Source organism: Prosthecobacter gellanilyticus, from assembly GCF_007992435.1.
Classification (GTDB): Bacteria; Verrucomicrobiota; Verrucomicrobiia; order Verrucomicrobiales; family Verrucomicrobiaceae; genus Prosthecobacter; species Prosthecobacter gellanilyticus.
On sequence record NZ_BKAG01000041.1, the window covers coordinates 40,261 to 53,203 of the forward strand.

Genomic DNA, 12,943 nt, shown 5'->3' on the forward strand with positions numbered 1-12,943 from the left:
GGCATTGTCCTGTCATTCGACGGATTTGTTTCTTTGAAACAGTGGCTTGCGTGAAGTGCTGGAGTCCGCAGGCTGAGCAAAGGGTGGTGTCTTCTTCGCAGCGATGGATGAAGCAGCTTCTTCGCCAGGGTATTTCTTGGTGGTTGGCCAGATGAGCCGCCAAGGCTGGCGCTTCACGGTATCCGAGGCCTGGGTAAGGTTTCCGGCTACAGAGGAGAATTTGTCACCAAGACGTGAGATCTGGCGGTCGAGATTCTGCACGGCTAACCGAATGTTTCGCAAGGCGGCGTCGATGTCTTCATTGTTAGCCAGGCCGGAGGTGAACTTCTCCGCATGGGTCATGGCCTTGGCCAGGTCGCTGTCAGGCCCTGTGAGGTTGCTTATGTTGTCCAGGGTCTCCGCGAACTTGCCGTCCTCCCCGGTCATTTTCTCGAGGTTGGCTAGAGAGCGGCGCAGCGAGCTGTCCGGGCCGCTGAGTTCGTTGAGATGAACCCCGAACTTGCGGAACTCGGCGAGAGCCTTGGGCATGTCTGCGTTGTCCTCGGTGAGGTGAGAGAGGTTGTCTGATGTCTTCTGCAGGCTCCCGAGCGTCTCGGTGAGCTTCGCCAGCACTGGGTCGAGCTTTTTGAGAATGGTGGGCACGGCATCTGCGAGGCCGGGCTGCCGTTCGCCAATGAAGGCTGTGTCTTCCTCGGCAAGTCCGCTGGACTCCTCGCCGCTGGTGAAGTCGATCACAGGTTTGCCGAGCATGCTGGGCAGAGTCATGCGTGCCTGTACTTCCTTGAAGATTTTTGATGATTTGGCGACCTGGATTTCAACCATGGCCTCAAGCTTCGGCTCGGGGCGTTCCTTCTCTGGCACGGGAGAATGCAGGACGGTGACCTGGCCAATTTTACGACCCGCCAGCAGCACAGGCGCGCCAGGTTCCAGCCCGGAGGCGTTGTCGAAGTAGATCCGAAAAGTTTTCTGGGCCACGAACACACCGGGCGAGCCGAGGTAGATCAGCAGGCCGACGAGTCCGACGAGGGTGCTCACGACGAGCAAACCTGTGCGGATTTCATTGCGAAAGATGGTCATGTTTTTTGAGGTGCTTGGAGAATGGGACCCTCGGTCTCACCGGCGATAAATTGGGCGACGACGGGGTTGTCAGAGTTTTTGAATCTTTCCGGTGTGTCTGCGGCGATGATGGTGCCCTGGTAGAGCATGGCCATGTGCGTGGCGACCTTGAACGCGCTGTCCATCTCATGGGTGACGATGATGGAGGTAGCGCCGATCTTTTCACTCAGGCTGATGATGAGCTCATTGATGACAGAGCTGATGACAGGATCGAGACCCGCACTGGGCTCGTCATAGAGGATGAGCTCCGGATCCATGATGATGCCACGGGCGAGACCGATGCGTTTACGCATGCCACCGCTGAGCTCCGCAGGCATCTTGTCACGAGCATCTGCCATGCCCACCAGCTCGAGCTTCTCATCCACAAGCTGGTCGATCTCGTCGCGTGACTTGCGGGTGAGTTCCTCCAGGGGCAGCGCCAGGTTGTCCCTCACACTGAGAGAGCTGATGAGAGCGCTGTATTGGTAGACCATGCCGATCTTCTGGCGCATGCGGTTCAGGCGAAGCCGGCTCATGCGTGAGACGGTGAGACCTTTGAAGGTCACTTCACCCTTCGTGGGCCGGAGGATGCCGAGAATGAGCCTGAGCAGCGTGCTCTTACCTCCCCCGGACTGGCCGAGGATGACGAGGCGTGCTTTTTGAGGAACGCTCAAGTTGATGCCAGAAAGAATCTCCTTCTCGCCGAAAGCGAGATGCACGTCCTTCATCTCGACACTGGATGCAGGGGTGGTGTTCATGTGTCGAAGAGGGCCACGAGCACGATGTTGCAGAGGGTATCAAAGCCGATGACGGTGGTGATGGCGGTCACGACACTGGACGTTGTGGCGTTTCCCACCCCTGCGGCACCGCCTTTGACGGTCAGACCCTTGTAGCAGGAGACCAAACCGATGATCAGCCCGAAGAGAAAGCTCTTGATCGTGCCGGCGATGATGTCGCGGATAAGCATGCTATCGAGAGCTGTGTCGATAAAGCGTGTGAAGGGAATATCAAAGGCCCAGCGTGAGATGAGGGCGGCCCCGGACATGGCGGTGAAGTTTGACACGACGACGAGGCAGGGCAGCAGGAAGAACACGGCGAGGACGCGGGGGCCTACCAAAAAGCGTAATGGGCCGATGCCCATCGCCTCGATGGCCTCGACTTCTTCCGAGACCGTCATGGTGCCCAGCTCGGCAGTATAGGCGGCGCCGATGCGAGCGGCGATCATGATGCCAGTCATCAGCGGGCCTAGCTCACGCGTGAAAGAGATACCCACCAAGCCAGGCACCAGACGCTCCTGGCCGAAGGTTTGAAGCTGATAGCCGGTCAGCAGGGCCATGGTCAGCCCAATGAAAAAGGAGACGAGGGAAATCAGCGCGATGGAACCCACGCCCGTGCGATCTGTCTGCTCGAAAAAGATGGAGAAGCGGAATGGCAGGCGGCCACGCATCATCCGGTCTCCCATCTCCTTGCCGGTGTCCACAAGCAGCCAGACCACGCTGCTGAGATGCTGCAGGGTGGTGCGGATCGGACTGGGAGACCGCTGCATACACCTCATGTTCGGTCCTGATGGCCGTATCGGACGTCACCATGATGGCGGGGCCCCCTCAGTGTCTGGGAGCGAGAGCACTCCGTAGCTTGCAGAGCTGGTCATGCACTGTGGTGATCTCGATGGCCTGGGTACGCAGCGTGTCTGCCACATCTGCGGGTAGGTCCGGATCATTGAGAGCCTTTCGGTAGGCGGAGATCGCATGCTGCTCACCGCGCTCGCATTCGGTCAGGATGACGTGATCATCCCTGTGAGTGATGGCGGACTTGATGTCCATCCAGCCTCTGTGCAGGGCGCCGGCGATGGAGCCGCCATCTGGAGGCTCGGACTCACCCAGAGTCTCCGCCAGTTCCTGGAGCTCGGTGGCAAAGGTGCCGCGTTGAAGTGAATACTGGAGCAGCAGCGCCTTCAGTTCCTCGGACTCAACATCATCAGACGCGGACCGGAAGCCCTCCTGGCCGTCCGTGAGGGTCTCCATCAGGTGATGCAGAATTGTGAGCGGCTCAGACATGGGGGTGATCTTTCTAGAAGTGGTAGCTGACACCGATGAAGCCACCGACGAGCGTTTCCAGCTCCATGCGACCTTGCGCAAAGGGATCTAAGACGTCCGTGTCGATCAGGGGTGGAGGAGCTGGCTCACCTGCCTGAGCTCGTGACAGCGGCTGGACCAGCGTGAAAGCTAGGACGAGCAGGGCAGGGGAGCGCAATAGTGTTTTCATGAGGGCGGGGTGCTGCTCGCGGAGAAGGCGCAGGATTCGCCTAATGTACATTGCTTGATCGCGGGAAGCTCAGTGTACGGCTGCCCGCATGTGTACTCTGGGCCCTCCTCATGAGCGGACTCGCCATAAACCTTACTTTTTGCGGCACCGTTCATGCTTCGGCACGGCCAAAGAAATCCTGGCCGCCGTAATGGTGGCAAAGCACACATCACACACAAGCGTGCTTCATCCCAAACCAATAACGCTACTATGGAATTCCTCTGGATGCTCATCATCGGCCTCGTCGTGGGCCTCGTCGCCAAAGCACTGACACCGGGCAAGGACCCTGGTGGTTGTCTCATCACGATGCTCCTCGGCATCGCGGGTTCATTAGTGGCAGGTTATCTGGGTCGTGCCATGAACTGGTATCAGGAAGGCCAGCCGGTGGGCTTCCTGGCCTCTGTGCTCGGCGCTATCCTTCTGCTGGTGGTGTTCCGCCTCATCACCAAGAGGTAACCGGGCCCGTCCATGAGCCGGGCTTTTGTCAAAGAAGACGTCGACGTGCCGGAGCCCTCCGGACGTCGACGTTCGGCTTCTGGATTGCCGCCAGGTGCCCTCAATCTGATGACTCCTGATGGCGCGGAGCGGCTGCGGGCGAGGCTACTGGAGCTGAAAAGCGCCCAGTCACTCCATGACGACATTGATCACCTTGAGCGCGTGCTTGGGGCAATGACGATCGTGCCTTCTCAACCGAGCCCGGAGGCAGTCGTTTTTGGAGCACGCGTGACTCTCATGAATTCGGCTGGTGATTCAGCAAGCTACCGGATCGTGGGAGTTGACGAAACGTCACTTGATCCCACGTATGTCAGCTGGGTCTCTGCCAAAGGCAGGATTTTGTTAGGCGCCATGCCAGGGCAGCGGCTTCGTCTGGATGACGGAAGCACCCTGTGGTGGACGGTAGTGAAAGTGGAAGAGGGCCGGTGATCATTCCCGGCCTGTGGCAAGGCGTGCGCGGAGTGCCGCCAGGTCAATGGGTTTGACGAGATAGTCGTCAAACCCGGCTGCCTGCGCGTTGATGCGGTCTTCCGCGCTACCGTAGCCGCTCATGGCGATGAGCAGGGTGTGCTGCATGTCGGGGAGGGAGCGGATCTGGCGGGCGACTTCGAAGCCGTCCATGCCAGGCAGTCCGATGTCCAGCAGGACGGCCTCGGGCTTGAAGTCTTTGACTGCAATAAGCGCATCCGGGCCGGTGAAGGCGGTCCGGGTCTCATGCCCGCGGCGGCTTTGCAACAGTGCCAATGTGCGTGCGGAGTCTGTGTTGTCATCCACGATGAGGATGCGGCGGAGTGTCTCAATTCGGCTGACTTGGGACTGCTGAGGTTCGGCCGGTGGCTCGCGCAACAGAGGCAGGCGGACGATGAACTCGGCGCCCTGTCCCTGACCCTGGCTGTGGGCTTCAATGCGGCCGCCGTGGAGCTTAACCAGCCGCTGCACCAAGGTGAGTCCAATGCCAAGGCCGCCGTGGGATCTGTCCAGTGTGCGGCTGGCCTGTACGAAGAGGTCGAAAATGCGCGGGAGAAGCTCGGGATCGATGCCAATGCCGTCATCACGGACGCTGATGAGGACCTCCGGTGTCTCGTTGTCCTCCACGCGCTCAGCGGAGATAGTGATGTGGCTGCCTTCACCGCTGTATTTGCTGGCATTGGTGAGGAGGTTCCCGAAGACCTGCTCCAGCCTGGTGGCATCTGCCTCAAGGTAAAGAGGCTCCTTGGGAAGCGAGACAGACAACTCCTGTTTCTGGGTGGCACAACTGGCGCGCACAAGGCTGAGCGCGGCGGTGATGATGCTGCCCAGTGCCACAGGCTTTTTGCGCATCTCGATCTTGCCTTCCGTGATGCGGGAGACGTCCAGCAGGTCGTCGAGCATGCGGCTCATGTTCTCGATCTGACGGCCGATGATGCTCTGCGCGTGGGTGCGATCGTCCTCACCCAGCAGGTTGTCCTTGAGCAGCTCCGTCGCATTGCGCAAGGGGGCCAGCGGATTGCGCAGCTCATGGGCCAGCATGGCCAGGAACTCATCCTTGCTGCGGTCAGCCTGGGCCAGCTGGTCCGCACGGGCGACGAGGGAGTTTTCCATCTGCCGGCGTTGAGTGATGTCACGCAGGAAGGCGGTGAACATGGGCGGTCGTGTGCCGGGAATGGCGATGATGGCAAGCTCGGCGGGGAACTCCGTGCCATCTGCCCGCAGGGCGGGAAGCTCGATCTGCTTGTTGAGCACCGGTCCCTCGCCGGTGGCCAGGAAACGAGCCAGCCCCTGCTGATGGCGCTCACGCAAACGTTCAGGGATGATGAGGTCAGCCAGCTGCCTGCCGAGGACGTCGGCACGGGCATAACCAAAGATGCGTTCGGCAGCCTGGTTAAACTCCACCAGCATGCCCTCATGATCCATGGTGATGATGGCATCCAGCGCGGAGCTCAGGATGGCGTCTTTGCGTGCTTCACTGGCACGCAGGGCATTCTCCATCTCACGGCCTTCGGTGACGTCACGGGAGACGGCCAGGAGGCTGACGGGACGGCCTTCGGAGTTGAGGATCGGAGTGACGGCTACGTTCCACCATTTGTCATGGCCATGCATGGTGCGGAAGAAGCCGGTGAACTTGCCCTCGCCTCCTGCAACTGCCATCTCGACCGCAGCTTTTGCGGCGGCGTGATCGTCGGGACGCACCCAGAAGTCGATCCATGACTGGCCGATGAAGGGAGAGATGTCGGTGACACCAAAGAGCTCATGCCCGGCTTCCAGGGAGAGGAGGTGGCCCTGCAGATCCAGCACCTTCACACAGTCGGGACTGCTTTCGATGATGCTGCGGTTGAATGCCTCGCTTTTGCGCAGGGCATCACTGGCCTGCTTGCGCTCCGTGATGTTCAGGAAATAGATGGTCAGGCCGACTGCGGAAGGATAGGCGCGGATGTCAAACCACTGCTTCAGAGGCGCATAGTAGGTTTCAAAGAAGGCCGGCTTTTGCTGGGCCATGGCAAGACGGAGTTTTTCCTCCATCTCAGTGCCCACGGTGTCGGGGAACTCCTCCCAAAAGCCTTGTCCGGAGACGTTGTCCGCCGTTTTCTCCAAAGGCTCCAGGATCTCTGCGCCACGGGGGCTGAGGTAAGTGATGCGCCAGTCGGCATCCAGGGTCATAAAGCCGTCCGTGATGCTCTGCACAATTTGTTTGGCGCGCTGCTCGCTGGCACGCAGCCTGGCCTCCATGGTGCGCTGCTCGGTGACATCGTTGAAATAGCAAACCACGCCGTGACGGCCGTTGGGCAGGGTGATGCGCTGGGTCTCCCACTCGAAGGACTGCTCCACTCCGAGATCCTGGCGTATGCCGGAGTAGTTGGAGGAGTGATAACGCTCGCCGGTGTCCAAGGTGTGTTGGAAGATGGCGGTGAGCCGAGGCCCTTCCTCGGGTCCCCAACAAATGTCCATGACCTCGCCGAAATAGCGGCCGATCACGGGCTCGGCATTGGCAAAGATAGGACGTGAGAAGGAGTTCATCTGCAGCACGCGCATATTTTCATCCAGCACATGCATGCCGCCGGGGGCCTGTTCGACGATTTTGGAGAACAGGGCTTCACGCTCGCGCAGGGCTACTTCAGCCTCGCGCTTCTCGGTGATGTCCGTGTGCACGCCCACCCACTCGACGACGGTGCCGTCATCCGCCAAAGTGGGCTTGGCGAGGATGCTGCAGAGACGCCACTGGCCATCCGCGCGGCGCACGCGATGCTCGAATTCAAACAGGCTCTTTTCAGTGACAGCTTTTTCCCAGGCATGAATGGTGGGCTGCACATCATCCGGATGCACGGCCTTGCCCCAGCCAAAGTTCTGGTACTCCTCCAAGGTTTGCCCGGTGAAGGCTCCCCACGCGGGTTGCTCGCCCTCCATCCTGCCCTCGGCATTGTTCGTCCAGACGTGGCTGCTGAGGATGCTGACCGCATTGCGGAAACGCTGCTCGCTCAGCCGGGTGGCGGCCTCGGCCTCCTTCAGACCACGGATGTCCAGATTGATGCCCGCCCACTTCACGATCTGGCCTTTGTCATCCCTCACCGGCACACCACGGGCGAGCACGTGGTGCCACCGTCCATCCGCTCCGCGGAAGCGATGCTCGCGATCCCAGGGCTGGCCGGTGCGCACGCATTCCAGCCATGCGGCGATGGTGGCCTCCGTGTCATCCGGATGCAGCACGTCTCCCCAGCCCATGTTGGAGCACTGCTCCTGAGTCATGCCCACGAGCTTCAGGAAGCTTTCGCTGGCATAGATGTTCTTGCCGTTCGGCTCGCAGATCCAGACGCCGTAGTTGATGCTTTCACCGATGGCGCGGTAGAGGTTTTCGCTCTTGCTCAGCTCCTCATTCACCCGGTTCAGCTCGGCGTTGCGGCTGGCGAGCTCATCGGTAAGGGCTGTGAGTTCCTTGTTCCGCGCCTCGATCTCTGCCTTGGAGTTCTCCAGCTCCTCGTAGATGCTCTGCATCTCCTCATTGGCTGACTGGGCTTCTTCATTGGCGGACTGCAACTCCTCCGTGGCCGCCTCATGCTGCTCGATGGTGGCCTGCATGGTCTCGCGTGCGGTGGCAAGCTCCTCCGTGAGATGGGCGATTTCTTCCGACTGCCACTCGGTGGGCGCGGCCTTGGCGGAGGAACTGTTGATCCCGTGCCAGAATCGTTTCCACCAGGGGTGTGCTCCGGTCTGCGTTGACTCCTTGCCGCCGACTTCGTCAAAGAGCACGATGTAACCCGCGCCTTTGCCAGCGGCACCTGGCTTGAGCGGAATGACCTCCACCGCGAGACGGCGGAAGCCGCCATTGCTGCGCACGCGCAGGTTCTCCACACGAACGGTGCTGCCGGTCTGGTCGACCTTTTGCACGGCATCACGCACGGCGGTGGGCAGCCCCTCACGAAGCATTTTGATCAGATGCAGACTGGCCGCACCCGCGGCAGGGGCGAGATAGGGGCCAGTGTCTCCCTGAAACTGCACGATCTCCAGCGCACCTGACACGACCACGCCAGGCGGGGCATACTTGGCCAGCAGCAGGCGCTCAGCATCTCGTGGCAGGGCCGTCTGCACGGGCTGGCGTGCATGCATGGGCTCATGCAGCGTGAGGCTGGAAAAGGCCGGTTGAAGGCGTGTGGAGGGGGTGCGACCTCCCGCGCGGCGGGTGTAGATCTTATGCCGCACGTCCGTGGCATCAAAGAGATCGCGCACAGATCCCGCAGACTCTGAACTGCCTAGCCAAAGCCAGCCGCCTTGCTTCAAGGCATAGTGAAAGAGCGGAACGATCTTCTGCTGAAGAATGGGCTCCAGATAGATCAGCATGTTCCGGCAGGACAAAAAGTCCATGCGCAGAAAGGGCGGATCCGCCAGGGCATTGTGGCGGGAAAAGACGCAGTGCTCACGCAGCGCCTTGTGAATGCGGTAACCACCGCCTTCCTCGACGAAGAACTGCTTCAGCCGCTCCGGTGACACATCATGCGATATCGTGCGCGGATACCATGCTGCGCGCGCCTTTTCCACGCAACGCTGGTTCACGTCCGTGGCGAAGAGCTGGAACTGCACATCACTGCCCAGCGCTTCCACGCATTCGGTGAAGCTCATGGCCAGGGAGTAGGCTTCCTCACCGCTGGAGCAGCCGACGACCCAAAACCGCACCTTCTCGCCTTTGGGGCATTCAGAGATGAGCTTGGGGAAGACATCTCGTGCAAGAGCTTCAAAGGCATCGGGATTGCGGAAGAAGGTAGTCACTCCGATCAGAATGTCCTGATACAGCTCTTCCACCTCTTCCGGCGTGCGGCGCAGAAACTCCTCATAGTCGGCAGCAGTGGCGTGCCGGTTCAGCATCATGCGGCGCTTGATGCGGCGCTGCAGCGTGCTGGCCTTGTAGTGCGTGAAGTCCACACCGGTGGCACGGCGGATGATCTCCGTCACGCGCGCATGTCCGGGCTCGCCCTCGATGGTGACATCCTCATCAGGCACCAGGTAGGGATGGCGCGCAAAGCGCACCAGCTCCTGGGCGATGCCTTCTGGCGGCAGCACGTAGTCCACGCAGCCGGCATCGATGGCGCTCTTCGGCATGGATTCATGCTCCGCGCTTTCGTCTTGTGCAAAGGTGACACCGCTGGCGGCCTTGATCTCTTCCAGGCCGACGGTTCCATCACTGAGTCCGCCTGACAAGACAACACCGACCGCGAGATGCCCCACGTCCTCCGCGAGGGAGCGGAAGAAGTAATCAATGGCATGCAGGCCTGCGCTGCGCAGCTGCTGGATGAGCTGGAGCCTTCCTCTCGAAATGACCATGTCACGCGCAGGAGGAATGACGTAAACATGGTTAGGCTCCACCGGGGCGTCATGGATTGCCACGGACACAGGCATCGTGGTCTCGCGGGCCAGGATGTCCGCCAGATTGCTCTCATGGTCAGGCGCCAGATGAATGACGACGACATAGGCCATGCCCGTGTCCACAGGCAGAGACTTGAAGAGCACCTGCAAGGCGGCGAGTCCACCGGCGGAAGCGCCGATGCCGACAACGGGGAAGGCAGCGCGCTGCTGCTGCGGCTCCTGCTGCGCCGCGTCATCGGGAACCGCTTCGGCGTTCGGGTGAGGTGCGTTGTCTTCGGCCATGAAAAAAGTCAGTGCGAGAATGCCGTTTGGAGAAGGCGGTGGCAATCTTTTATGAGTGCGCTCGGCTGAGGTTCATCGCAGGGATGATGGCGAATTGTGAATCGGGACAAATGCATGAAGACTGAAGGCAAAAGGAGGTGAAGACCCTACGGCCGCGAGCGGTTGGTTTGGCGAATAAAATCACAGTAACCGAAATAAAATCCCACCTTCTCTACCTTCTATGAAAACGTTGTCCTTTTCGATCGCTGTCATCTCTTTGCTGACTGTTCCTCTCTCAGCCCAAACCACGGAAAAAGTGGTGGTGGTAAATCCGGGCGTGCAGCTCCTGGACCGGGCCGAAGTAAGGACCCGCCTTTCCGTGGCCCCGAAAATAGTGGTGCTCCCTGCTCCGCCAGCCTCGACAGTCAAGACGACCACCACGGTGACGGAATTACCGGCGATCCCACGACGTGTCTACAATGTGGAGCGGAATGTGGTGGTCGTGGAAGAGCAGGACAAAAGCTATGAACTGCCTTACGTGACGCTACCGGTGCTCTTCGTGAAGGAAACGGCGGAACTGCTGGATGCTGAATCCCGTGCCGCGCTGGACCAGATGGCCGCAGTGATCCAGGAAATCAGCAAGACGGAGCCGGCCACGCGCTTTGACATCGAAGGTCACACCAGCACAGAAGGGACAGATGAGTTCAACATGAACCTTTCGGCGGCGCGTGCACAGCGTGTGTTTGATGAGCTGACCCAGCGCTACGGCATCCCTGCCAGCGTGCTCACCGCTCATGGACACGGTGAAAACTATCCGCAGTTCCCCAACGGCACCGAGGCCGAGCTCCAGCAAGACCGTCGTGTGCTGGTGGTGCGTGTGAAGTAAGTCCGAAAGGCCTCTCTCATGCAAATGTTGGGATGACCTGAGTGTCATCCCAAATGCTGTTGTGATGAATGGTATTGTCTTGTCATTGATCACTGTTTTTGGAATGTCGGGCTGCCGGTCTGCGAAGGTCGGCAGCCCTCCTCATTTGCCAGGGCAACGTGTGGTCGTGAGCATCGCTGATGTGGACATCGTGATGGGAGATCTGCCGAAGTCTCACCATCTGCCACCGTGACGGCAATCTCAGTCTCGTGAATGATGGCGGACGGATCCGGCATGCCGTCCGTTCACCATGGACTTCAGGTCCAGAGGTTCGGTGCCGCCTGTGATGGGGAAATTAGCGAAGCGGGCCCTGGCAGCGGAGGGGAAGGGGTCTGACAACAGCTTACGCAGGGCGCCGAGATCTATGGGTTTAACAAAATAGTCGTCAAAACCTGCGGCGGCCGCGCGGGCGAGGTCCTCCCGGCTGCCATAGCCGCTCATGCCAACGATCAGCGGCCTGCCGATCTCCGGCATGGCACGGATTCTGCCAGCGACTTCGAAGCCGTCCATCCCAGGGAGTCCAATATCCAGCAGGATGATCTCTGGCTTGAAGGTCATGGCCGCCGTGAGTGCTTCTGGGCCTGTGAAGGCGGTGCAGGTCTGATGGCCGCGGCGAGCCTGCAGCATGGCCAGGCTGCGCGCAGAGTCAGTGTTGTCATCCACGATGAGGATGCGGCGGGGCAGCTCGTGGACATGAGGTTTCGTCACCGGGCCTGGTGGAGCAAGCCGAAGAACTGGTAGATGCGCCGTAAATGTGGTGCCTTGTCCCAGGCCGCCGCTGTGCGCTTCTATGCGGCCCCCGTGTAGTTTCACCAGTCTCTGGGCGAGTGTGAGACCGATGCCCAAGCCACCCTGCGAACGATGCGAGGGACGCGTTGACTGGACAAAGAGATCGAAGATGTGAGGCAGTAGTTTCGGATCAATGCCGACGCCGTCATCCTGGATGGTGATCGTCACCTCAGGTGGTTCTGTATCTGGCGCCCTTTCCGCACGCACTGAGATGGAGCAGCCGATGCCGCTGTATTTGCAGGCATTGGCCAGGATATTGCCAAAGATTTGCTCGAGCCGGGTGGCGTCACCATTCACATACACGGGGTCTTTCGGCAGCGTGAGGGACAATATCTGATGCTGTGCCGCACAGGCGGGACGCACAAGACCGAGCGCAGCGGTGAGGACGCTTTCGAGGGAAACGGGGGCTCTTCGCAGCTCGATCTTCCCCTCTGTGACACGCGAGACATCCAGCAGGCCGTCGAGCATGCGGCTCATGTTCTCGATCTGGCGATGAATGATGTGCGTTGCCTGCGCATGATCTCCCTCGGTGGTATGTTCACCATCGAGCAATTCCGCCGCATTGCGCAGGGCCGACAGGGGATTGCGCAACTCATGGGCTAGCATGGCCAGAAACTCGTCTTTGCCACGATCCACGCCAGGGGGTGCGCTGTTCGTGTGTTTTCTCATGGTGCCGACCTCCTCACGTTTTCACGGCCATGGGTGTCCGGGTTCCCAGGCTGGCTTTCCGGGAGGTGATGATGGAATGGGGGGGGGAATTCATAACGGTTTCGTCTCGCGGAGAAAGATGCTGCCCTCCGGGAGCCTGAGCAATAAGGGGGCTTCCTTCTTCGGATATAAGAGCTTGGACGGTTGGTCCGCCTTTCGGCGTATCAGGCTCCTGCCTGACTCTGGCATCAGGCGGGTTCGCATTCGGCGAAAGAACGCATGGTCGGTGGGAGACGTGGCGAAAAAATGGAATCGGATTGATCTGCTTTCGTGAGCGTTTTCTTGTCTCACCGGGACCTCGACGGGAAGCACCGGCATACGGCCATTCGCCATGGCGAGGGCGAATGAAAGGGGAACAACTCTTATTCCCCCCCATGAAACCACAACATTCTTCTCCAAAGCCCGCGGAACTCGCCGCGAGCAAGCGCCGTCCGGACCGTGATGACATCCGTGCACGCAGCGGCACCATTCCTGCCTCCCGCCAGTCCCTGCGTCCTCAGGAGCGGTCCAACCAGGAACGTCCGCACCACTCCTGAC

At 60.1% G+C, this 12,943-nt stretch carries 11 protein-coding genes; 4 read left to right on the forward strand and 7 right to left on the reverse strand.

Going from position 1 to position 12,943, the window contains the following annotated elements; all coding sequences use genetic code 11:
• Positions 1–12: 12 nt before the first annotated feature.
• From BGE01nite_RS21705 to BGE01nite_RS21725, 5 genes are read right to left on the reverse strand one after another with little or no spacing between them, the layout of a single operon-like run.
• Positions 13–1,077, reverse strand: a complete 1,065-nt coding sequence (locus tag BGE01nite_RS21705) for an MlaD family protein (RefSeq protein ID WP_146853624.1) — start codon at positions 1,075–1,077, stop codon at positions 13–15.
• On the reverse strand, positions 1,074–1,853 hold the full coding sequence (locus BGE01nite_RS21710) for an ABC transporter ATP-binding protein (protein WP_146853626.1): 780 nt from the start codon (positions 1,851–1,853) through the stop codon (positions 1,074–1,076). Before BGE01nite_RS21710 ends, BGE01nite_RS21705 begins: the two co-directional genes overlap by 4 nt.
• Positions 1,850–2,641 carry an MlaE family ABC transporter permease gene (locus tag BGE01nite_RS21715; RefSeq protein ID WP_170266966.1) on the reverse strand — a complete coding sequence of 264 codons (792 nt, stop codon included), beginning with the start codon at positions 2,639–2,641 and terminating at the stop codon, positions 1,850–1,852. The genes BGE01nite_RS21710 and BGE01nite_RS21715 overlap by 4 nt, the downstream gene beginning before the upstream one ends.
• Positions 2,642–2,699: 58 nt before the next feature.
• Positions 2,700–3,152: a ferritin-like domain-containing protein gene (locus BGE01nite_RS21720; protein ID WP_146853630.1), complete on the reverse strand. Its 453-nt coding sequence runs from the start codon at positions 3,150–3,152 to the stop codon at positions 2,700–2,702.
• Between the two features lie 13 nt (positions 3,153–3,165).
• On the reverse strand, positions 3,166–3,360 hold the full coding sequence (locus BGE01nite_RS21725) for a hypothetical protein (RefSeq protein ID WP_146853632.1): 195 nt from the start codon (positions 3,358–3,360) through the stop codon (positions 3,166–3,168).
• 249 nt (positions 3,361–3,609) lie between these two features.
• On the opposite strand from BGE01nite_RS21725, the gene BGE01nite_RS21730 reads away from it, so the two are divergent.
• A complete protein-coding gene (locus BGE01nite_RS21730) occupies positions 3,610–3,855 on the forward strand; it encodes a GlsB/YeaQ/YmgE family stress response membrane protein (RefSeq protein ID WP_146853634.1) in 246 nt (81 codons plus the stop codon).
• A gap of 12 nt (positions 3,856–3,867) precedes the next feature.
• Positions 3,868–4,323, forward strand: a complete 456-nt coding sequence (locus tag BGE01nite_RS21735) for a GreA/GreB family elongation factor (RefSeq protein ID WP_146853636.1) — start codon at positions 3,868–3,870, stop codon at positions 4,321–4,323.
• On the opposite strand, the gene BGE01nite_RS21740 is transcribed toward BGE01nite_RS21735, so the two are convergent.
• Positions 4,324–10,005, reverse strand: a complete 5,682-nt coding sequence (locus BGE01nite_RS21740) for a PAS domain S-box protein (protein WP_146853638.1) — start codon at positions 10,003–10,005, stop codon at positions 4,324–4,326.
• Positions 10,006–10,225: 220 nt separating this feature from the next.
• Here BGE01nite_RS21740 and BGE01nite_RS21745 point away from each other — a divergent pair, with 220 nt between their 5' ends.
• Entirely contained in the window at positions 10,226–10,870 is a 645-nt protein-coding gene (locus tag BGE01nite_RS21745) for an OmpA family protein (protein ID WP_146853640.1), read from the forward strand.
• Between the two features lie 240 nt (positions 10,871–11,110).
• On the opposite strand, the gene BGE01nite_RS21750 is transcribed toward BGE01nite_RS21745, so the two are convergent.
• Positions 11,111–12,367 carry a hybrid sensor histidine kinase/response regulator gene (locus BGE01nite_RS21750; protein ID WP_146853641.1) on the reverse strand — a complete coding sequence of 419 codons (1,257 nt, stop codon included), beginning with the start codon at positions 12,365–12,367 and terminating at the stop codon, positions 11,111–11,113.
• Positions 12,368–12,780: 413 nt separating this feature from the next.
• On the opposite strand from BGE01nite_RS21750, the gene BGE01nite_RS29100 reads away from it, so the two are divergent.
• Complete coding sequence (locus BGE01nite_RS29100) at positions 12,781–12,942, forward strand: hypothetical protein (RefSeq protein WP_170266967.1); 162 nt, start codon at positions 12,781–12,783, stop codon at positions 12,940–12,942.
• The last annotated feature ends 1 nt before the right edge of the window (position 12,943 follow it).

Excerpts from the sequence above, each read along its gene's own strand:
- BGE01nite_RS21705 (WP_146853624.1), bottom strand. The coding sequence starts at position 1,077 with ATGACCATCTTTCGCAATGAAATCCGCACAGGTTTGCTCGTCGTGAGC.
- BGE01nite_RS21710 (WP_146853626.1), bottom strand. The coding sequence starts at position 1,853 with ATGAACACCACCCCTGCATCCAGTGTCGAGATGAAGGACGTGCATCTC.
- BGE01nite_RS21715 (WP_170266966.1), bottom strand. The coding sequence starts at position 2,641 with ATGCAGCGGTCTCCCAGTCCGATCCGCACCACCCTGCAGCATCTCAGC.
- BGE01nite_RS21720 (WP_146853630.1), bottom strand. The coding sequence starts at position 3,152 with ATGTCTGAGCCGCTCACAATTCTGCATCACCTGATGGAGACCCTCACG.
- BGE01nite_RS21725 (WP_146853632.1), bottom strand. The coding sequence starts at position 3,360 with ATGAAAACACTATTGCGCTCCCCTGCCCTGCTCGTCCTAGCTTTCACG.
- BGE01nite_RS21730 (WP_146853634.1), top strand. The coding sequence starts at position 3,610 with ATGGAATTCCTCTGGATGCTCATCATCGGCCTCGTCGTGGGCCTCGTC.
- BGE01nite_RS21735 (WP_146853636.1), top strand. The coding sequence starts at position 3,868 with ATGAGCCGGGCTTTTGTCAAAGAAGACGTCGACGTGCCGGAGCCCTCC.
- BGE01nite_RS21740 (WP_146853638.1), bottom strand. The coding sequence starts at position 10,005 with ATGGCCGAAGACAACGCACCTCACCCGAACGCCGAAGCGGTTCCCGAT.
- BGE01nite_RS21745 (WP_146853640.1), top strand. The coding sequence starts at position 10,226 with ATGAAAACGTTGTCCTTTTCGATCGCTGTCATCTCTTTGCTGACTGTT.
- BGE01nite_RS21750 (WP_146853641.1), bottom strand. The coding sequence starts at position 12,367 with ATGAGAAAACACACGAACAGCGCACCCCCTGGCGTGGATCGTGGCAAA.
- BGE01nite_RS29100 (WP_170266967.1), top strand. The coding sequence starts at position 12,781 with ATGAAACCACAACATTCTTCTCCAAAGCCCGCGGAACTCGCCGCGAGC.